Here is a 20046-nt window from a genome sequence, read left to right on the forward strand (position 1 = left end):
ATTTTTATAATTAATTTTCACAAGCTAAGTTTGCTACTGTAGCTGATGTTTTACAAGCTGATTGGCATGAGTTAGCACACTCTCTGCAATCTGCTGGTTTACATAAGCTCTTTTTTAAGCTTGACTTGTTTACTGTTTTTATACGCTTCATTTACTCTTCCTCCAATCAAAACTATCTTTAATATTATACCATGTGAAGGTTTAATTTTAAAGTTCTTTTTAGAAAGCTTTATTTGATTTACCATCCTTATTCTTTCACATTATAAAATAAAATTCAATACCTTGAACAAAAAAATAGCTATTTTAATGCATAAAATACATCAAAATAACTATTTTTCAATAATTATTAGTCAACTTTTGAACTTATACCTTGTTTTGAAAACTCGATTTTAGTTCTATCTTGAGTTGTTTCTATTATAACGCTATCATCTTTTATTTTTATTATTCTTCCTATGATTCCACCTCTAGTTATGATTTTATCATTAACTTTTAGCTCATCTATCATAGCATCATATTTTTTCTTTCTTTTCTTTTCTGGTAGTATAAGTAAGAAATAAAATACCCCAAACATTAAAATAAAAGGTAATACCATTGCTGCTATTTGTTGAAAGTTCATTTCGGCCACTCCCTTCTTTTATGTAGTTTTTATATTATTAAGCTCTTCCATTCCATTCTTCTAACTTTTTAGCTTTGAATTCTGCAAAGTATCCGCCATCTATAGCATCTCTTATATCCTCCATAAGCTTATTATAGAAGTATAGATTGTGAAGAACACATAATCTCATAGCTAACATTTCTTTAGCCTTAAATAAGTGTCTTATATATGCTCTTGTGTAATTTTTACATGCTGGACATTGACATCCCTCATCTATTGGTCTAGCATCTAACTCAAACTTAGCATTCATTAAGTTTATTTTACCTTCTTTAGTAAACACGTGACCATGTCTTCCGTTTCTAGCAGGTAATACACAGTCAAAGAAGTCAACCCCTCTTTCTACTGCTTCTAATATGTTTGATGGAAGACCAACCCCCATTAAATATATTGGTTTATCTTCTGGTAAGTGAGGAACTACAGCATCTATAACTCTATACATTTCTTCATGAGTTTCTCCAACAGCTAAACCACCTATAGCATATCCATCTAAGTCCATTTCTCTTATAGTCTTAGCATGCTCTATTCTTATATCCTCATAAACCCCACCTTGGTTAATTCCAAAAAGCATTTGTTCTTTATTAACAGTATCATCTAGTGAGTTTAATCTATCCATTTCATTTTTACATCTTTCAAGCCATCTTGTTGTTCTTGCAACTGACTTTTCAACATATTCTCTAGTTGATGGATTTGGAATACATTCATCAAATGCCATAGCTATTGTTGAGCCTAAGTTACTTTGTATTTGCATACTTTCTTCTGGTCCCATGAATATTTTTCTACCATCTATATGTGAGTTAAAATAAACTCCCTCTTCCTTTATCTTTCTCATTCCTGCTAATGAGAAAACTTGGAATCCACCTGAATCTGTTAAGATTGGTCTATCCCAATTCATAAAATTATGTAATCCTCCCATTTGCTTTACAACCTTATCTCCTGGTCTTAAATGTAAATGATATGTATTAGAAAGCTCTACTTGACATCCTATTTCTTTTAAATCCATTGAAGAAACAGCACCTTTTATAGCTGCTAAAGTTCCTACATTCATAAAAACAGGAGTTTGAATTGTACCGTGAGGAGTTACAAATTCACCTCTTCTAGCTTTTCCGTCTTTTTTTAAAAGAGTATATCTTTTTTTAGTCATGAAAAAAGTCCTTCCTTTGCTTTTTATTTTATAAACATTGAATCTCCAAATGAGAAGAATCTATACTTTTCTTTTACTGCAGTATTATAAGCATTCATTATGTTATCTTGACCAGCTAAAGCTGAAACAAGCATTATTAAAGTTGATTCAGGTAAATGGAAGTTTGTAATTAAATTATCAACTATTTTAAACTTATATCCTGGATATATGAATATATCTGTCCATCCACTTTGTTCTCTAACTCTTCCATTTTCATCTCCAATAGTTTCTAAAGTTCTTGAAGATGTTGTTCCTACAGCAATTACTCTCTTTCCAGCTTCCTTAGTTTTATTTATAAGCTCTGCATTTTCTTTATCTAAATGATAATATTCTGAATGCATAACATGGTTATTAACATCATCAACCTTTACTGGTCTAAATGTTCCAAGGCCCACATGTAAAGTTAAATATGCGATATTAACGCCCTTATCTTTAATTTCTTTTAATAATTCTTCAGTAAAATGTAATCCAGCTGTTGGCGCTGCTGCTGATCCCTTTTCCTTAGAATAAACTGTTTGATATCTTTCTTTATCTTCTAGTTTTTCATGTATATAAGGTGGAAGTGGCATCTGACCTAATTCATCTAGTACTTGTTCAAATATACCATCATACATAAACTCTATTATTCTATTTCCTTCTTCACCAATTTCTCTAACTATAGCTTTAAGTTTACCTTCTCCAAAAGTGAAAACTGTACCTACTTTAGCTTTTCTACCTGGCTTAGCTAAACACTCCCACTTATCGCCTTCTATTCTCTTTAAAAGAAGAAATTCTATTTTACCACCAGTTTCTTCTTTTTCTCCTATAAGTCTAGCAGGTAATACTCTAGTATTATTTAAAACTAAAGTATCTCCTTCATTTAAATACTCTAATATATCATGGAATTTTCTATGTTCAATCTCTCCAGTTTCTTTATCTAAAACCATTAATCTTGAAGCATCTCTCTTCTCAAGTGGACATTGAGCTATAAGTTCTTCTGGTAAATCAAAATAAAAATCACTTACTTTCATTAATTACACCTTCTCTATTTTATTTTTCAAATAACGTACATTGCTTAGAATCCATTCTAGATTCATTAAATTTAACTCTTCCTAAATGTTTATATGCTTTATCTGTAGCCATTCTTCCTCTTGGTGTTCTAACTATAAAACCCTTTTGAAGTAAATATGGCTCATAAACATCTTCTATAGTATCTAATTCTTCTCCAACAAAGTATGCTAAGGTTTCTATTCCTACAGGACCTCCATTGAAATTATCTATTATGGCTTCTAGAATTTTATTATCTATTCTATCAAAGCCTTCTCCATCAACCTCTAAAAGCTCTAATGATTTTTTTGCAGCTTCCTCTGTAATTTCATTATCATATAAAATTTCTGCAAAATCTCGTACTCTCTTTAAAAGTCTATTTGCAATTCTTGGAGTTCCCCTTGATCTTTTAGCAATTTCAAAGGCCCCTTCTTCAGTTATATCACAGCCTAAAATCTCTGCACTTCTAACTATTATCTCCTTCAATTGCTCATTAGTATAGTATTCCATAGAACACAAAACTCCAAATCTATCTCTTAAAGGTGAACTTAACATTCCAATTCTAGTTGTAGCACCTATTAGAGTAAATTTAGGTAAATCTAATCTTATGGATTTACTAGCAGCCCCCTTACCAATAATTATATCAAGCACATAGTCTTCCATTGCAGGGTATAGTATTTCTTCTACACTCCTATTTAATCTATGTATCTCATCGATAAACAAAACATCATTGGTATTTAAAGTTGTTAATATGGCAGCTAAATCTCCAGCTCTTTCAATTGCGGGACCTGATGTTATTTTAAGATTACCGCCCATTTCATTAGCTATAATATTAGCTAATGTAGTTTTTCCAAGACCTGGTGGTCCATATAAAATTACATGATCTAAAGCCTCTTCTCTTCTCTGAGCCGCTTTTATGAATATATTTAATCTTTCCTTAACCTTGTCTTGCCCTATATATTCATTAATTTTTTCCGGTCTCAAGCTATATTCATTAGCTGAATCTATCCCAATCTCATTAGAGGTAACTAATCTTTCACTCATTTAATTACACCTCCTAACGCATTAAAAGCTTTAAAGACTCCTTTATCATATTTTCTAAAGATAATGTCTTATCAATTTTTTCTAAAGCTTTTTGAGCTTCTTTTTCTGTATATCCTAATGCAACTAAAGCACTTAATGTTTCATTTATATTGAAACTATAGTCAGTATTATCATCAATACCTTCTATTAATTCTCCCTCTTCTGAAACAAGGTCATCTGGTTTTAATTTATCCTTAAGCTCTAAAATAATTCTTTGAGCCGTTTTCTTTCCTATACCAGGTGCTCTTGTTATATGCTTTTCATCTCCCATCATTATTGCATACTTTAAATTATTTACAGTACTTATTGATAAAAGTGATAAAGCAGCTTTTGCTCCTACTCCATTTATAGATAATAAAAGCTTAAACATTTCTAACTCTTCTCTTGTTGTAAAACCATATAATCCTATAAAATCTTCTCTAACTATTTGTTCCAGATAAAGTAATACCTCTTCTGAAACCTTAGGCATATTAGAAATTGTATTTCCAGAAGTGAAAATTTTATATCCTATATTATTTAACTCTATTACAACATAATCCTTATTTATTCCTTGAAATTGGCCTCTTATATATTCGTACATAATAATGCTCCTATGTATAATAAGTTCTTTAAATCTATATAATACTTTAACATGAAGAGGGAATATTATCAATGAATTCCACAAAATTTACTATTCATTAAACACCCCTTAACCTCTCTATTTTTCAAGGTTACAGTTTTTATTTAATAAATAAAAAAGCCATATCTAAATAAGATATAGCTGTTAATCTATAGAATTATTATCTACCTATATTATGGGACTATATTATGGGATATGTTAACTTCTAAAATACTTAAACTAATTCTGTTATTAAGTAATAATATTTTTACAAATAAAGAAACCCAATTATTACTTTTATTCATTTCTTAGCTTATATAATTTGTTACTTCTTCTTCACATTCTTCTCTTGTATCATATTTCTTTTCAAAGTTACTTATCTTCTCTCTATCTACTTCTGGTAGATCCTCTATTTTCTTTGTACTAACATCTTCTGGATTTTCAATAAAAGGTCTTCCATCTTCTCCAGCTTTAAATATTGCTATGTATCCTTCTTTTTCACCAATGTAATACTTTCCTGATTCTAAAACACCCATATCATTTAAAAATACTATTTCCTCTGAGTTTGATGAAATTAATTCATACCCATCTTTTTCTACAACTGAAACAAGTTCTTCTATATTTTGCTCTCTTAATTCTTCATTCTTAACCATTTCTCCAACGGTAGTTTTATAATCAACTACAACATGGTCATCTAAAGTTCTTCTTGTAAAGATTACATCCATATCAGCCGCTAAAACTCCACCATCTTTTTTTTCTGTAATCTTCATGTTAGTTTGTTGAACTTTTTTGTTATTATAGAAATAAGCTATCATATAACTGCTTAAAAATACAAATATACCTAAAAGAATGAATATTAAATTTTTTATTTTGTTATTGTTTTTTATATTATTGAAATTCATACCATCACCTCATTGGTGATTATTGACATAATTTCTCTTTTTATACATGTTATTTTTTTCTTTTTTAAATCTTTTATAAGATCTAAATATAAAAAGGGAGTGATTATTCTTCACTCCCTAAAACTACTTGCTATTAAGCAACATTATTCTTTTTCTTTCTTAATACAACTAATCCACCAATTGTTAATACAGTACCAATAGAAGCAACAGCTCCAGTTCCAAATGGCATACCTGTATTAGGTAAGTTTCCACCATTATCAGGATTTTCTGGATTTTCTGGATTCTCTGGATCAACAGTTGTGTCTTCACCTGTAGTTAATAAAGTAGATAAATCAGTTATAGGATCTATTCCATTTTCTTTCCAATAGTTTGTCATTTCATCTCTTATAACTAAGTTTGTATCTACTAAATTTTTAGCAGCTGAGAAATCATAAGAATCTCCTCCTACAGCCATGAAATCATTAGTAACAACTTTATAGTACTTATCATCTTCTAGTTTAGTTCCATCAGCTAATCTTACAGAAGTTATCTTTTCTCCTCTTTCTGCACCAGGTGTATACCAAACTTTAACTCCAGCATGTTGTCCCCATCCAAAGTTTTCTGGTTCTATTCCATGCTCTAAAACTTTTATTATATCTGATCCCTTCATTTCCATTGTAAATAGAGTATTATCAAATGGAAGTATTGTGTACATATCTCCAACAGTAACTGTTCCAGCCATTAAAGGTGCTCTTACTCCTCCACCATTAGTTATTGCTATATCAGCATCAACTATTCTTCTCATAGTCTCAGCTACAGTAGCTCCCATAGGAGTAACCCCAGTATCTCTATCATGTGGTAAATCTACTGATAAGTCAGCAACTTTTTCATTCATTATAGGAGCTAACTCAGCCTCGTATTTAGCTAATATATCTTCCATATTCTTATCAACTGGAAGAGTATCTTTTCTCTTAGAAATATCATCAAGCTTAGTTGAAACAGCTAACTCACCTTTATAATCAAATTTCAAGTTAACATATCCTAAATTTCTACCATTTTTATATGCTTGTACAATTGGAACACCATTAACTGTACCTTCAACCTTTTGATGACTGTGAGCTGATATTATAGCATCAACACCTGGTACCTCAGCAATATCAACAACCTCACCAGTTATTTCTCCAGTTTCTCTATTTTGTTCACTTCCTAAGTGACTTAATACAACAACAGCGTCTACTTTTTCTTCATTTTCTAAATAATCTACCCAAGTCTTAGTTGCTTCAACAGGATCTTTAAACTCTAAATGAGCAACATTATCTGGCTTAGTTTTATATGCAGTTTCAGGAGTAGCAAGTCCTATAAATCCAACTTTCTTTCCTTCCCTCTCAATAACACCATAAGGTTTAGCCCATTCAACTGGTTCTCCAGTTTCTTTTTCATATATATTTGATGCTAAGAAATCAAATTCTCCAGCCTTAGCCCAATCAGGTATATATTCATATCCCCAGTCAAACTCATGATTACCTACTGCTGAGAAATCTAATCCTATTTCTCTAAGCATTGCAGTAACTGGCTCTCCCTTAAGAAGATTTGACATAGCACTTCCTTGATAAATATCTCCACCTGTAACAACTATAGTGTTCGGATTTTCACCTTTTACTCTCTTTATTTCTCCAACTAATTTAGAAGCTCCAACCTCACTCTTAGATTCCTCTAAAGTACCATGGAAATCATTAAAAGTAACTATTGGAATCTCAACTTCCTTAGTTCCTAAAGCTTCTAATACATCATTCCAAGTTACAGACTTAACATTTGGAGTTCTTCCGTCTTCTGATACAGGTATTTTTATTTTACCTTCATTTATAAGCTTAACAGCTAACTCTCTTTGCTCTGAATCCCAATCGTTTCCTGTAATCTTCCAGTTATTATCAACGTTTTTAGTAACTTTTCCACCTTTTACATTTTGGATGTAATCAACTATTAAATCTCTCATATCTGATATAGGATCATTGTTTGTGTCATATATCTTTTCATGCTCGCCTTCATCCATTATTCCAGCAGCTAAACCTGAATTATATCTATAATCATTTACTGTTAAGTAAAGTACGTCTGAATCTTCAACTAACTTACCATCTTTTTCAAACTTTAAGTTTTCAATTCTTTGGCCTGGTTCTTTAGATACGTTTATTTCATAAGATACTCCATCAAACATATCATATTTATACATTCTTATATCTTCATTGAAAGATACTGTTAAATCTCCATCTTTGTAAGTATTATAATAATCAGCATTTTCTTCCATATACTTTTTAAGTTGTTTTCCAGTTGTCTTTATAGTATATAATTTATTATCATATCTATAAATATTTGAAATATCTGCTTTGCTTATATCTCCCTCAAAAAGATTTGATGAAGCACTAAATAAAGCTGCTCCTGAAACATGATAAACCTCATCTGGATTTATATTTTTTGATTCTAAATGCTTTCTACTATTATATAATTGTACTTCGTTTATAAAGTCAGTTATACCTTGATCTTCAACTAAAGATTGTGGTATATCCTTTATTTCATTTTTATCAGCAAGGTCTCCACCAACCATTTTACCAACTGGTGCAGTTGCATCAGCTATAGCTTTATTATGGAAATCAGCAAGAAGATTATTAATTTTTTCATCCTCTGCTACTCCTTTTGTACTTAATAATTTAGATTTTTTATCTACAACTTCTACGTCTTCCCCATTTTTTCTAACAGTTAATTCTATTTTAGAAACCATTTGACCATTGCTTGTAGGTTGACTTATAACAGCATTGTTTACAACTTCTTGATTTATATTTGAATGGCTGTGACCTGCAACTATAGCTGATACTTCTGGATTTTGCTCTGCTATGGCTCTTGCACTATCACCATTTCCATATTCACTTTCTAAACCAACATGTGAAACTACTGCGTAAACATCGGCTCCACCTTCTGGTCTAGCTTCTATCTCATCTATTACAAAGCCAACTTCATCTGCTGGACTTTTAGCTTCATATCCTTTTAAGTTTTCAGAATCCCACTTCATTATGTGAGGACTTACAACTCCAATTAAAGCAACTTCAATTCCGTCTAGCTCTCTAGTTGTATATCCTTTATAAACTCTTTCTCCATCCTTATAAAGATTTGCACATAATACATCTAAATTATCATTGACTTGACTTACTACATTATTTAAGTTGTCCATTCCATAGTTAAATTCATGATTTCCTAAAGAAAAAACATCATAACCTATGGCATTCATTCCCATAATCATTGGATTAGGACCATTTTTAAATAAATGATTAAAGTTTCCTTGTATAGTATCTCCATTATCAACAACTATAGTGTTTGGATTTTCTGTTCTAGCATTATTAACTAAAGTAGATATTTGGTTTAATCCGCCATCAGCTTTTTGATTACTAGCATACTCATAATTCATGAATTTACCATGAAGATCTGATGTACCTAAAATTTGAATAGTTACATCACCTTCATTTACATTAGTGTTCACCATTTCATTCTTCTCTAAGTTTTCTGGTGCTAAATTTTCAGTAGCCTTTACAGTAGTTAACGGTGATGCAATACCAAAAATCATGGACGTGGCCACTGCTAATGCTGTAAATTTCTTTTCCCTTACTTTTTTAAGCATATTTTTCCCCCTTATTTAGTTTACTATTGTTATAAAAGTAAATTTTATACAATATGTATTGTACATTAATTTACGAATATTTTTCAATCTTTTATTGTTAAATATTCGTTAACTTTATTTAACTTTTTCTCTTTTATTAATCATTCAAATAATTATATGCTTAAACAAATGAAATTATAATAAATTTTAAAAACAAAAAGCAGTAAAGTTTTTTTACTTTACTGCCTTTTATATAGTCATTTATTCTTTTTTAAATCTAGTATTTTAACTCCTATTTTCTTATAAGAATTAATATAAATACTGATTTCTTAAAAACTCTATTTTTTCCTTATTTAGTCCATACTCTTTAAAAAAATATGTTTCATAACTACCATAGGTTTCCTTTATTCTATTTAAACTTAATTCTATAAATTTCTTTTTCACACCTAAAATATTTTCTATTAATTCCTTTATATTTTCATTGGATATATGTTTTTCATAAGCTTGAAGTATTCTATGATTTTCTCCCTTTCTATACTCATTACTTAGCATATAATCTTCTATTACCTTTTTCTCTGACACTCCTAAAAGTAATAATATCAAGGCTGATCCTAATCCAGTTCTATCCTTTCCTGATGTACAGTGCTGTAAAACAGCTAAATTTTTAGGGTTTTCTATTGTTTTAATAAGTTCTTTAAAAGCTAAATTGTTTAAAGGCATCTCAATATATCCATCCATCAATATTTTTTCAGGTGGTTCTTGATTACTATTTTTCGATAATATACCTTTTAAATAAGATTCCATGTCTAAGTTTTGATTATCTAAATTTCTCATAGCAGATATGTTTATATTTTTCACACCTTCAACATTTCTATCTGGACTTAGTTTAACTTCTTCTAATGATCTATAATCAAAAATATACTTTATACCTAATGTTTTAAAATATTCTAAATCCTCTCCTTTTAATTTATTTAATGCCTCTGAGCGATAAAATATCCCCCATTTAACTTTTCTACCATCCTTAGTTTCATATCCACCTAAATCTCTAAAATTACAAAACTTTTTAAGTGGCAAAAGTCTTTCTGCTAAAATCAACTCTTCATCTTCACATTTTATGAAGTAAAAAGTTCTATTTTTAGGATCTGGATCCTTAAATTCAAATTCATTTTCCTTATCTATATGTTTAATAAATTTTAATTCACCATCTATTTTATCTGAATAATATAAAGTTCCTGTTACTTCTTGGTTTAATGTTATCTTTAATAAATCCTTTGAAATTCTCATTAGATTTCCATTGAAACTTTTCATAAAACACCCTCTCCTAATACAACCATATTTCTTTTTTTAATTATACTACTTATTTTTCAAATTATTAATTTTTTATAAACACTTTATTTTTTTCTTTATTTTTATAAATACCAATAGTTTTTTTACAAAGAGTTAATATCTTTCCATATTATGTATGTTAAAATACTGTTATATTATTTAATTATTAATGTATTTATATTTACAAAACTCTATTAAAATCTTACTTTATATAATTAAAAGGTACTTTTTTATATGGTAATACGTAAATTTAATTTAGAGCAAAAATCCAATTAAGTCTAATTTTATTTATACTTAAGGAGGTCACATGGAATTATTATTTATATTAACTTTTTTAATAATGCTTATAACAGCTTTTTCAACCTCACTAAGGGAAACTAAGAAAAAGAAATACATTAAAGATTAATATTTATTAATAATAAGTAAAAGCAGTACTATTTATATAGAATTATTTAATCTTAAGTCTATTAAAATATTACTGCTTTTTTCTTATGATTTTCTCCTTCAAAAACTCCATTGTTACCTTATCCCATAAAAATATTTTTAAAATTCTTATAAAGTAAATATACTAATTTTATATATTTACAAAAACTTAGTTTATAAACTTGATAATATTTATATATTATTAAAATATATTTAATATGATTTTAATTGTAAATTATTGTAAATAATTATAATATTTTAAATATATTACATGTAAAGAGGGGAAAGAATATATGAAACTAAAAAAATGGGAAAATCCAAATTTAACTTCATTAAATGTAGAAGCAACTGAGACCTGTACCTACGATTCTCCACATTATTGGCATTGTAATACACATGGACCTATTGTTTCACCCAAAGAAGAAAATGGTAAATTCCTTTGTCCAAAGTGTGGTAATCCATTAATTGATGTTGGCTGTGGGCCTCATCCATCTTAAAAGTGAATAAATAAAAAAGGTATTTTCTTAACTAAGAAAATACCTTTTTATTTTAGATTGATTTTTTTAATACTTTACTTAATGGATTATATAAAAATAATGTTGCAATTACTGTGCAAACTGCATTTCCTAAAGAAACCTGAAATCCTAATAAAATAGTTACCCAAAGTTCTTTCACTCCTAATCCAGCAGTTAAAAAGTAAGGAAGTTGAATTAAGGATCCCATTAAAAATGATAGTATAGCTCCCAAAAAAGCATATACATACTCTGAATCCGTTCTTTTAGCTATAAAATTATATATAAGTACATATTGTGGGAATACCACTATATACATGAGACTCCATGGTGCTAATCCCTTTGTTAATATAACTAAAATAGAAAATACTAAAGCAGAATACCACCCAAGATTTCTTGGAAGAGATGTTCCATAAAGTAAAATAACAAAACTTACAAGTTCTAAATATGGAACAAAGGAACCCATAAAATAAACTGCATAAAGTATTGCCGCAAGTAATGCTCCTTGTGTAATTCTTTTAGTAGTCATTACATTGATTTAGTAAATACAAATTGTACACTATCTCCATTTTGAATATTTATACTATCTACACCTGGAGCCTCACCAATTTTATAATCTAAATTTTGTTCTGGTGATTTATATGAATACATCCACCATGGACCTACTTTCATATCTTTAGTCTCAATTCCTTCAAGTCCTACTACAAAACTTGCAAACTGACTAGTATCCATCTTAACTTTTAATCTATCTGTGTTTTCCTTAAGAAATTCTCCTAATGTTACTGCATTAGTTTTGAATTCCTCATTATCAACAATTACTTTATTATTTTCCTGATCTTTAATTGTTACAGTTATTGTTTTATCACCCTTAGTTCCATTCGGTGCTGTTTTATTATTTATGTATTTGTATCCAAAAACAGCCCCTATTATCACTAAAATAACTATAACAATCTTTATTAGTACTGACTTTTTCATTTTAGTCTCCACCTTTCCTTTGTATATATTTATTAATTTATAATCCTTAGTAGATTAAATCTATGTTTTTACTCAAATTCTTTTCCTCTATACCTATCTGTTAATCACCTTATATTTTTATAAAAATCTTATCCTTTAGTTTTTTAAGATCTCCATTTTTCTTAGCCCCATATATACTGACAATTAGAGCTATTATGAACAATCCCCCACCAACTAAACCTAATAAAAAATTTAAGTCACTAGTAGAATCATCTCTAAATAAAAGACAGACTATTGCCATTAAAGTTGTTTCAATACTAATAAGCATTATCTCTATAAAACTTTTATTTTCACAAAATGCTTTTATAAATATAAATGCTATTACTAGTATTATGATTAATATTCCAAATAGTATTTCCATATTTCCCTCCCATAAAAATTATGATATTTAACTCTCTTTTATAACCTCAATAGTATCATAACTCATTATAAAAGGTGTTCCTAATATTAATCTTCTTTTTACATTGGCTTTAATAATCCTAGGTCTATAAAGTTTACTTCTTTCTTTAAACTTCTTATATGCCTCAATTTCAGAGTCTCCACAATATGCAACTGCTTCCCCATATTCCCCTTCAAATAAAACCATAAAAAACTCACCAGACATAAAAACAATTCCTTTCAATACCTTTAAAAATTAAGTTAGATTTTAAGGTCTATCTAAAAATCAATATTTCCTTAAAATATAGCCTTATATAAAACCTATATAAAGCAAAGACCTTCTCTCATCAAATCATTTGATAAAAGAAGGTCTATATTACAAAATGAAAATATCTTATTTAAAAGATATTATTCATCCCATCCTTCTGGGAATTCAGCATTGTGATAAACCTCTTGAACATCATCGTCATCTTCAAGTAAGTCTAACATCTTTTGGAATTTCTTAGCATCATCTTCGTTTATAGCAGTTTCAGTATCTGGTATCATTTTAACTGATGCTTCTAAGAATTCTAATCCTTCAGCTTCTAAAGCTTCTCTTACTGTACCAAAATCTTCTGGTGAAGTTGTAACTATGAATACTTCTTCTTCTGATGCGAAATCTTCTGCACCAGCATCTAAAGCCATCATCATTATTTCATCTTCATCTAAATCAGCTTTTTCTATTACTATTTCACCTTTCTTTTGGAACATGAAACCAACGCATCCTGATGTACCCATGTTTCCGCCACCTTTAGTGAAAGCACTTCTTACATTACCAGCTGATCTATTTTTATTATCTGTTAATACTTCAACCATTACAGCTACTCCTGATGGTCCGTATCCTTCATAAACTATTGATTCGTAGTTTACTGAATCTCCTTCTCCAGCAGCTTTCTTTATAGCTCTTTGAATGTTATCATTTGGCATGTTTGCAGCCTTAGCTTTTGCTACTGCATCCTTTAATCTTGAGTTACCATCTAAGTTTGCTCCACCTTCTTTAACGGCAACAGCTATCTCTTTTCCTATCTTAGTGAATATTTTTCCTCTTTTGGCATCCATCTTACCTTTTTTAGCTTGTATATTATGCCACTTTGAATGTCCTGACATCCTTATTCCTCCTAACATATATGTGAACTATAGTTTAAATTTCTTTAAATATCTTGAAATAACACCTAAATATTATATCATAGAGATTTTTTCTCTTCAACTTGGCTCTTTTCTGTAGTTAAAGCTTACTCATCAAAACTTTCATAAAGTCTATTTCCTTCTTTAAAATATACCCCTTCTAAATCAGTACTCATTATAGCTTTTCCATTTGTTGCTTCTGTAAAGCTTTTTTCTATTTCTGGAATCGTAGTTTTTTCTGCCAATATATATATCTTAACATTATCAGTAAACTCTGTATCTTCTATGTGCCAATTATTTTGACCACATATATATTGAATCTTTCCATAAAGGTCATAATCTATCTCGGTACAAAGCATTGCTCCCTCTACTTTTTCTACAACACCCGCTGCATTTATAGCTATGGCTGCGCCTTTAGTATAAGCTCTAGTAAGTCCCCCGGTACCTAATAATACTCCTCCAAAGTATCTAGTTACTACTACGGCACAATCTGTTATTCCTTGTTTTTTTATTACCTCTAATATTGGAATACCTGCTGTCCCCTGTGGCTCACCATTATCACTATATCTTTGTATTCCCATATTTTGTCCTATAACATAAGCATAACAATTATGCCTAGCATCCTTATGCTTATTATTTATTTCAGCTACAAATTCCTTAGCCTCTTCTTCTGTTGTAACTCTTTTAACATAGCCTATAAAAACTGATTTTTTCTCTTCGAATCTATCATCAGCTGCTTTTTTTACCGTTATATAATTCATAATATCTACCTACCTTTTAAAACATCGTATATATTATCTATTCCTTTTTCTATTTTACTATAATCTATCTGAGAGAATCCAATTCTAAAGCTTTTATCTCCATCATTAGGATTTTTGAAGAATATATTACCTGGAGTTATTATGGTTTGTCTATCTTTCAATTCATAGAATAACTCTTTAGATGTTATGTTTATGTTCTTATTGATTTTTAAGAATAAATTTAGTCCTCCCTTAGGCTCCTGAAAAGAAACCTTATTTCCTAATTTATTATTTATAAGTTCTTTTATAAAATTATATCTTTTAGAATATTCCTTATTTAGTATTTCTATATGTTCTTTCCAATAACCTTTTGCAATATAATCTTGAAGAGCTCTTTGCATTAAACTTGATGTAGCTATATCAGTATTAACCTTTAAAGCTTGGAATTCCTCTTTAAACTTATCTGGAGCTATTAAATAGCCCATTCTTATTCCTGGAAGAAAAATTTTAGAAAAACTTTTTATATATATAACCCTCTCAGAATCTAAACTTCTATATGGTATGTACTCCAAATCTGCTGAATAAACTAATTCTGAAAGATAATCATCCTCTAATATATAGAAATCATATTTATGTGCTAATTCTATTATTTTTTTCTTTTTTTCTAAAGAACAACTTATCCCAGTAGGGTTTTGGAAATAGCTCATTGTATAAAAACATTTTATTTTATTTCTCTTTAATAGTGCTTCAAACTTTTCTATATTAGGTCCATCTTTTTCCATTGGAATCTCTAATATATTTGCTCTTCTAAGTTTAAAAACTAAAAGTGCTCCTCCGTAAGTCGGTCTTTCTATTACAATGTTATCATTTATGTTAACTAAGGATTTACCTACGATATCTATTCCTTGTTGAGCTCCAGAAATTATAAGTATATTATCTAAATTATTTTTACCACTCCAAAATTCTTCATTTATACTTCTTCTTAATTCTAAATATCCTAATGGATCACTATATATTAATGCCTCTACTCCATCTCTAACTAAAACATTATCTAGAACATTCTTAAGTTTTTCTACTTGGAAGAAGTTTGCACTAGTTGTCTCCCCAGTAAAATCTATCCAATTTTTTAAATCTCCAGAAGCTATCTTTCTAAAAATATCATTATAATCATGTTTAAAGCTTCTTCCTACATCCTTGTTTTTAGCATAAGTTCCACTTCCTTGAGACTGATATGCATATCCTTCTTGTGCAAGCTTTTTATAAGCATTAATGATAGTTATTTTATTTACCCCTAAAAAATCTGCTAATTCTCTTATAGTAGGTAACTTTTCTCCTTCTAATACTTTTCCTTCTTCAATTAACATTTTAATATTTTCATATATTATTAAGTATTTACATACACCCTCTGTAAAAACCACCCTAAATTTATTCATACTTCACACCTTATTTAAACACTCTCTTTTATTAGATATACCTTTTCTGTTATAAGCTTATGACCACACTCTGAAAATTTCTCTCTTCCACTTTTCTTTACTATATTCTTCTTATAAAGATATCCTAATATCTCTTCAAAATCTATTTTAAAACCCTGAAACTCTTCTGATTTCTTTATTTCTTCTGAACTCAAATAAACCTTTTGTTTCTTCATATAATCTGTTAATGCTTTTATAATTCCTATAATATTTCTTTCTAAAAAACTTTCAATATAAAAATGCACATATTCTAAAGCTTGTTTATCTGACGCCTTAAATATACTATTAACCACATTTTCAAAATTTTCATCTAACTTCATAAGCATTCCAGTAGAACTTTTTGTAATTAGATATCCATTGAAATTTAAGTAAAGTTTACTAAAGCTATCTACAGAATACATAAGAGCTTCAAAAGCAGCATAAAAATTTTCATTATGAATACATTTTTTATATAAATTCATATCTTGAAGAAGTTCTCCAAAATAAACTAAGTTCCATTTTTCACTGTGAGCATCTATATAATATTTTATTGAAGTAAATTTATCTGCAATTTCCTGATCCTTGCAAAAAATCAATTTTGATGATATAAATTTTCTATGTATTGTGCTGCCTGTAATCTCTTCTTGGCTAAAATTAACTAAAAATTTCTTTGATATTATCTTCAAATGAAGAGATACTCCTAATTCTTCACCATAAACATCTTTTATTCCTTTAAACTCTCCATTTACAATAACAAATAAATCTATATCCGACCCTTCCCATATATCTCCGTTTATTATACTTCCAAAAGCCGTAACTCCAATAACTTCTTCATTCCTTTGAAGATCAGATATAACTGACTTAAAAGAATTCTGATACTTTAATATTATTTCACTCAACTTTTTCCCTCCTTAATGACTTTATACAATCTTAACGAAATTTATAAACATCTACCTTTTTCTAATAAACATGGTAAAGACTCTCTTATTAATTCTAGGGCTATTTCCATTTGATCTAATAAATCATAAGAAATATCTAAGGCTTTTTTTCCTTCTCCTCTTTTGCCATAATTATTACACTGATATAAATTTGCTGCTGATGCTGTATTCTGTACTGCAAAGCTTAAAAAATAAAGAATATCTACTGCTGGTCTTACAATTCTATCATAATACATCCTGTATTCATCACCTATAGTTAAAGTAGCCACACTTGCTTGAATAGTAGAAGCTTTTAATAAAATATCCTGTAGCTGAGTTAATGCCTTATTAAAATCATCTACGCATGGATTACCACTTTGAGTACTTTGAGTTTCTGTCGCTACTGCTTGTGCTAAAAGCGCCTCATCAATTGAACCAGCACGTTCTCTAGCTCCCCTTATATTAGCATTTACCTCCATAACCCTCACCCTAAAAATTAGTATTATTATATTATACTTATATATAGTATATTTTATGATGCAACTATTTTAAGAATAAAAGCTAAATTCAATTAGAATTTAGCTTTTACTATGGATTAGATAATAATATTATAACTCATACTCTCTACATCTATTTTCTATTTCTTCATCAACCTCTGCTTTTATATAAGTGCCTTCTTCTCTATATTCTTCTTCACTTACATTTGCATTTCTATGAAGATAAGCTACAACTTGTTGCGCTGTATATGGAATTATATATTCCTTACTTTTTAAAGTATATGGTAGCTCCTCACTTATTGCTTTTAATAATTCTTCTAAGTTTATTCTTTCCTTAGCAGAAATTTTTATTACCTTACTGTATATTAAAGAATATTTTTCTTCTAATTCATCTAATTTTTCTTCATCAGCCTTATCAATTTTATTAAGAACCAATATCTTAGCTAATTCTAAAGCCTTTAATTCTCCTAAAACTTTTTCTACAGCTACGATTTCATCTTGCGCATTATCTGAAGATGCATCCACAACATGACATAGAAGATCTGAATATATAACCTCTTCTAAAGTTGATTTAAATGCTTCAACTAATTCGTGGGGTAGCTTACTAACAAATCCAACTGTATCTGTTAAAGTTATATCCCTATTATCAGGAAGCTTTATAGCTCTTGTTGTAGTATCTAAGGTTGCGAAAAGCATATCCGCTTCAAAAACTTTATCCTTAGCTTGAGTAGCTAGTGTTGAAGCTGATTCTTCACATAAAGTATTTCTTAAGGTAGATTTTCCTGCATTAGTGTATCCAACTAATGAAACTTGTGAAGTTTTATCCTTACTTCTTCTCTCTCTTTGAGTTTCTCTTATTTTCTTTATTTTTTTAAGTTCAGCTTGAAGATCATATATTCTTTCTTTTATATGTCTTCTATCTATTTCAAGTTTCTTTTCTCCTGGTCCTCTTGTTCCTATTCCACCACCTGTTCTAGACATTACAGTACCAAGTCCCATAAGTCTAGCTGCTCTATACTTAAGCTGAGCAAGCTCTACTTGAATTTTAGCTTCTCTTGTTTTAGCTCTTCTTGAGAATATTTCTAAAATAAGAGTTGTTCTATCAATTACCTTAACTCCTAAGTTAGCTTCAAGATTTTTAACCTGTGCTCCTGATAACTCATCATCAAAAATTACTAAGTTAGCTCTTGTTAACTGTCTTATATTAGCAATTTCTAAAACCTTACCTCTTCCTATATAAAAGGCAGCATCAATTTTACTTCTATTTTGGAATACTTTTTCTAAAGTAGGTATATCACAAGCCTTAGCAAGTTCTTCTAATTCATCTAAACTTTCTCTTGTGTCACATCCAACTAAAATAGCTCTTTCACTATCATCTTCCTCAACATTGCTTGTTTTAATAACCTCTTCAACATGGTTAATCTTATCTAAAATATTAATTTGTAGACATTGATCTATAGTTAAATGAGGATACTCTTCATTTATAAGAAGTTCATTTTCTACATAACAAAATCCTAAAGAAGCATCTTTAGCTTTTCCTTCTTCAACAGCTATAGCCATTATTACATCAAGCTTTAATTTCATAAGTGCAGATATATCTAAAGCTGAAAGTCTACAAACTCCACTTGGGTGAGTATGTATTATTCTAATTCCAGATAATCTTTTTTCATGTATATCTATTAATGGAATCTCTACACTTGAAGAGTCTCCTATAGCTACACTAATTACCTTTCCTTTTCTATTTATTCCTACACTAATCTCTCTTTCTATTTGAGAAGATAATCTAGAAATAACATTTATTATGTCTTCTGTACAAACACTATATTTAGGTACATTTATTTTATAAAGTTCTTCTAATTCTTTTAACACTGAATTCCTTATGCCATCAGTATTTCCATGTATCATATATTACCACCTCGTAATATTTATTATGTTTCTTGACAATTTTCATTTAATTTTATACTATAAATACAATATTGTAAATAATACGGCACAGTTAGGGGAGAAAATGATGGAAGATAAAAACAGAAATATATTACTTTCTGAAGAACAAATTAAAGAGCAAATAGCTATTGTAGGTAAAAAAATAACTCAGGACTATAAAGACAAAGATCTTTATGTTTTATCTTTATTAAGAGGAAGTTTCATATTTGCAGCTGACTTAGTTAGAGCAATTGATACTAAAACTCAAATAGGATTTATGACTACTTCAAGTTATGGTCACGGTGAAGAAAGTACTGGAATAGTTAAGGTTGTAAATGATATTCCAGATAATATTGAAGGTTTAGATGTTTTAATAGTTGATGATATTATAGATTCAGGTATAACAATGGACTTTGTTATAAATCACGTAAAATCATTAGGTGCTAAATCAGTTCAAACTTGCACACTTTTAGATAAACCATCTAGAAGAAAAGTTGATTTAAAACCAGACTATTGTTGTTTTGAAATCGAAGACTTATTTGTTGTTGGTTATGGATTAAACTATGGTGACCACTACAGAAATATTCCTTACATATTTAACTGGGAAAAATAATTAAAAGGAGGGATTACCTCCT

The 20046-nt window shown here is 29.2% G+C and carries 21 protein-coding genes; 2 read left to right on the plus strand and 19 right to left on the minus strand.

Annotated elements, in window-relative coordinates:
* Positions 1-10: 10 nt before the first annotated feature.
* The 9 genes from scfA to AC2JAQ_RS12025 all read right to left on the minus strand — a co-directional run bounded on the left by scfA (position 11) and on the right by AC2JAQ_RS12025 (position 10374).
* Positions 11-151 (minus strand): six-cysteine ranthipeptide SCIFF, encoded by a 141-nt coding sequence (gene scfA / locus AC2JAQ_RS11985; RefSeq protein WP_003451489.1) that lies wholly within the window; start codon positions 149-151, stop codon positions 11-13.
* 195 nt (positions 152-346) lie between these two features.
* Positions 347-616 (minus strand): preprotein translocase subunit YajC, encoded by a 270-nt coding sequence (gene yajC / locus AC2JAQ_RS11990; protein WP_488456653.1) that lies wholly within the window; start codon positions 614-616, stop codon positions 347-349.
* A 37-nt stretch (positions 617-653) separates the two neighbouring features.
* Positions 654-1796 (minus strand): tRNA guanosine(34) transglycosylase Tgt, encoded by a 1143-nt coding sequence (tgt, locus tag AC2JAQ_RS11995; protein WP_488456654.1) that lies wholly within the window; start codon positions 1794-1796, stop codon positions 654-656.
* A gap of 23 nt (positions 1797-1819) precedes the next feature.
* Complete coding sequence (queA, locus tag AC2JAQ_RS12000) at positions 1820-2845, minus strand: tRNA preQ1(34) S-adenosylmethionine ribosyltransferase-isomerase QueA (protein WP_488456655.1); 1026 nt, start codon at positions 2843-2845, stop codon at positions 1820-1822.
* A gap of 19 nt (positions 2846-2864) precedes the next feature.
* On the minus strand, positions 2865-3905 hold the full coding sequence (gene ruvB / locus AC2JAQ_RS12005; RefSeq protein WP_488456656.1) for a Holliday junction branch migration DNA helicase RuvB: 1041 nt from the start codon (positions 3903-3905) through the stop codon (positions 2865-2867).
* A gap of 13 nt (positions 3906-3918) precedes the next feature.
* Positions 3919-4524, minus strand: a complete 606-nt coding sequence (gene ruvA, locus AC2JAQ_RS12010) for a Holliday junction branch migration protein RuvA (protein WP_423237760.1) — start codon at positions 4522-4524, stop codon at positions 3919-3921.
* Between the two features lie 326 nt (positions 4525-4850).
* Positions 4851-5444 carry a hypothetical protein gene (locus AC2JAQ_RS12015; protein ID WP_488456657.1) on the minus strand — a complete coding sequence of 198 codons (594 nt, stop codon included), beginning with the start codon at positions 5442-5444 and terminating at the stop codon, positions 4851-4853.
* A gap of 133 nt (positions 5445-5577) precedes the next feature.
* Positions 5578-9087, minus strand: a complete 3510-nt coding sequence (locus AC2JAQ_RS12020) for a multifunctional 2',3'-cyclic-nucleotide 2'-phosphodiesterase/3'-nucleotidase/5'-nucleotidase (RefSeq protein WP_488456658.1) — start codon at positions 9085-9087, stop codon at positions 5578-5580.
* A 288-nt stretch (positions 9088-9375) separates the two neighbouring features.
* Positions 9376-10374: a tyrosine-protein phosphatase gene (locus AC2JAQ_RS12025; protein WP_488456659.1), complete on the minus strand. Its 999-nt coding sequence runs from the start codon at positions 10372-10374 to the stop codon at positions 9376-9378.
* Between the two features lie 734 nt (positions 10375-11108).
* Here AC2JAQ_RS12025 and AC2JAQ_RS12030 point away from each other — a divergent pair.
* Positions 11109-11312 carry a hypothetical protein gene (locus tag AC2JAQ_RS12030; protein WP_488456660.1) on the plus strand — a complete coding sequence of 68 codons (204 nt, stop codon included), beginning with the start codon at positions 11109-11111 and terminating at the stop codon, positions 11310-11312.
* Positions 11313-11364: 52 nt separating this feature from the next.
* On the opposite strand, the gene AC2JAQ_RS12035 is transcribed toward AC2JAQ_RS12030, so the two are convergent.
* The 10 genes from AC2JAQ_RS12035 to hflX form a co-directional block, all read right to left on the minus strand.
* A complete protein-coding gene (locus tag AC2JAQ_RS12035) occupies positions 11365-11856 on the minus strand; it encodes a hypothetical protein (protein WP_488456661.1) in 492 nt (163 codons plus the stop codon).
* Positions 11856-12302, minus strand: coding sequence for a hypothetical protein (locus AC2JAQ_RS12040; RefSeq protein ID WP_488456662.1), 447 nt, complete (start codon positions 12300-12302; stop codon positions 11856-11858). Before AC2JAQ_RS12040 ends, AC2JAQ_RS12035 begins: the two co-directional genes overlap by 1 nt.
* Positions 12303-12411: 109 nt before the next feature.
* Positions 12412-12702 carry a hypothetical protein gene (locus AC2JAQ_RS12045; RefSeq protein WP_488456663.1) on the minus strand — a complete coding sequence of 97 codons (291 nt, stop codon included), beginning with the start codon at positions 12700-12702 and terminating at the stop codon, positions 12412-12414.
* 27 nt (positions 12703-12729) lie between these two features.
* Positions 12730-12927, minus strand: a complete 198-nt coding sequence (locus tag AC2JAQ_RS12050) for a hypothetical protein (protein ID WP_423237768.1) — start codon at positions 12925-12927, stop codon at positions 12730-12732.
* 200 nt (positions 12928-13127) lie between these two features.
* Positions 13128-13865: a YebC/PmpR family DNA-binding transcriptional regulator gene (locus AC2JAQ_RS12055; protein ID WP_423237769.1), complete on the minus strand. Its 738-nt coding sequence runs from the start codon at positions 13863-13865 to the stop codon at positions 13128-13130.
* 125 nt (positions 13866-13990) lie between these two features.
* Entirely contained in the window at positions 13991-14644 is a 654-nt protein-coding gene (locus AC2JAQ_RS12060) for a YigZ family protein (protein ID WP_423237770.1), read from the minus strand.
* Between the two features lie 5 nt (positions 14645-14649).
* A complete protein-coding gene (locus tag AC2JAQ_RS12065; protein ID WP_488456664.1) occupies positions 14650-16056 on the minus strand; it encodes an aminotransferase-like domain-containing protein in 1407 nt (468 codons plus the stop codon).
* Between the two features lie 14 nt (positions 16057-16070).
* A complete protein-coding gene (locus AC2JAQ_RS12070) occupies positions 16071-16973 on the minus strand; it encodes a nucleotidyltransferase domain-containing protein (RefSeq protein WP_488456665.1) in 903 nt (300 codons plus the stop codon).
* Between the two features lie 41 nt (positions 16974-17014).
* Positions 17015-17470, minus strand: a complete 456-nt coding sequence (locus tag AC2JAQ_RS12075; protein ID WP_488456666.1) for a hypothetical protein — start codon at positions 17468-17470, stop codon at positions 17015-17017.
* A gap of 129 nt (positions 17471-17599) precedes the next feature.
* Positions 17600-19393 carry a GTPase HflX gene (gene hflX / locus AC2JAQ_RS12080; protein ID WP_488456667.1) on the minus strand — a complete coding sequence of 598 codons (1794 nt, stop codon included), beginning with the start codon at positions 19391-19393 and terminating at the stop codon, positions 17600-17602.
* A gap of 106 nt (positions 19394-19499) precedes the next feature.
* Here hflX and hpt point away from each other — a divergent pair, with 106 nt between their 5' ends.
* A complete protein-coding gene (gene hpt / locus AC2JAQ_RS12085; protein ID WP_488456668.1) occupies positions 19500-20024 on the plus strand; it encodes a hypoxanthine phosphoribosyltransferase in 525 nt (174 codons plus the stop codon).
* Positions 20025-20046: the final 22 nt, after the last annotated feature.

The organism is Clostridium sp. LIBA-8553, assembly GCF_057782465.1.

What these genes read in the sequence shown, in the direction of transcription:
- hflX (WP_488456667.1), bottom strand. Translation starts at nt 19,393, where the DNA reads ATGATACATGGAAATACTGATGGCATAAGGAATTCAGTGTTAAAAGAA.
- hpt (WP_488456668.1), top strand. Translation starts at nt 19,500, where the DNA reads ATGGAAGATAAAAACAGAAATATATTACTTTCTGAAGAACAAATTAAA.
- AC2JAQ_RS12050 (WP_423237768.1), bottom strand. Translation starts at nt 12,927, where the DNA reads ATGGTTTTATTTGAAGGGGAATATGGGGAAGCAGTTGCATATTGTGGA.
- AC2JAQ_RS12025 (WP_488456659.1), bottom strand. Translation starts at nt 10,374, where the DNA reads ATGAAAAGTTTCAATGGAAATCTAATGAGAATTTCAAAGGATTTATTA.
- yajC (WP_488456653.1), bottom strand. Translation starts at nt 616, where the DNA reads ATGAACTTTCAACAAATAGCAGCAATGGTATTACCTTTTATTTTAATG.
- AC2JAQ_RS12030 (WP_488456660.1), top strand. Translation starts at nt 11,109, where the DNA reads ATGAAACTAAAAAAATGGGAAAATCCAAATTTAACTTCATTAAATGTA.
- AC2JAQ_RS12045 (WP_488456663.1), bottom strand. Translation starts at nt 12,702, where the DNA reads ATGGAAATACTATTTGGAATATTAATCATAATACTAGTAATAGCATTT.
- ruvA (WP_423237760.1), bottom strand. Translation starts at nt 4,524, where the DNA reads ATGTACGAATATATAAGAGGCCAATTTCAAGGAATAAATAAGGATTAT.
- queA (WP_488456655.1), bottom strand. Translation starts at nt 2,845, where the DNA reads ATGAAAGTAAGTGATTTTTATTTTGATTTACCAGAAGAACTTATAGCT.
- AC2JAQ_RS12020 (WP_488456658.1), bottom strand. Translation starts at nt 9,087, where the DNA reads ATGCTTAAAAAAGTAAGGGAAAAGAAATTTACAGCATTAGCAGTGGCC.
- AC2JAQ_RS12015 (WP_488456657.1), bottom strand. Translation starts at nt 5,444, where the DNA reads ATGAATTTCAATAATATAAAAAACAATAACAAAATAAAAAATTTAATA.
- AC2JAQ_RS12040 (WP_488456662.1), bottom strand. Translation starts at nt 12,302, where the DNA reads ATGAAAAAGTCAGTACTAATAAAGATTGTTATAGTTATTTTAGTGATA.
- ruvB (WP_488456656.1), bottom strand. Translation starts at nt 3,905, where the DNA reads ATGAGTGAAAGATTAGTTACCTCTAATGAGATTGGGATAGATTCAGCT.
- AC2JAQ_RS12035 (WP_488456661.1), bottom strand. Translation starts at nt 11,856, where the DNA reads ATGACTACTAAAAGAATTACACAAGGAGCATTACTTGCGGCAATACTT.
- scfA (WP_003451489.1), bottom strand. Translation starts at nt 151, where the DNA reads ATGAAGCGTATAAAAACAGTAAACAAGTCAAGCTTAAAAAAGAGCTTA.
- AC2JAQ_RS12060 (WP_423237770.1), bottom strand. Translation starts at nt 14,644, where the DNA reads ATGAATTATATAACGGTAAAAAAAGCAGCTGATGATAGATTCGAAGAG.
- AC2JAQ_RS12055 (WP_423237769.1), bottom strand. Translation starts at nt 13,865, where the DNA reads ATGTCAGGACATTCAAAGTGGCATAATATACAAGCTAAAAAAGGTAAG.
- AC2JAQ_RS12075 (WP_488456666.1), bottom strand. Translation starts at nt 17,470, where the DNA reads ATGGAGGTAAATGCTAATATAAGGGGAGCTAGAGAACGTGCTGGTTCA.
- AC2JAQ_RS12065 (WP_488456664.1), bottom strand. Translation starts at nt 16,056, where the DNA reads ATGAATAAATTTAGGGTGGTTTTTACAGAGGGTGTATGTAAATACTTA.
- tgt (WP_488456654.1), bottom strand. Translation starts at nt 1,796, where the DNA reads ATGACTAAAAAAAGATATACTCTTTTAAAAAAAGACGGAAAAGCTAGA.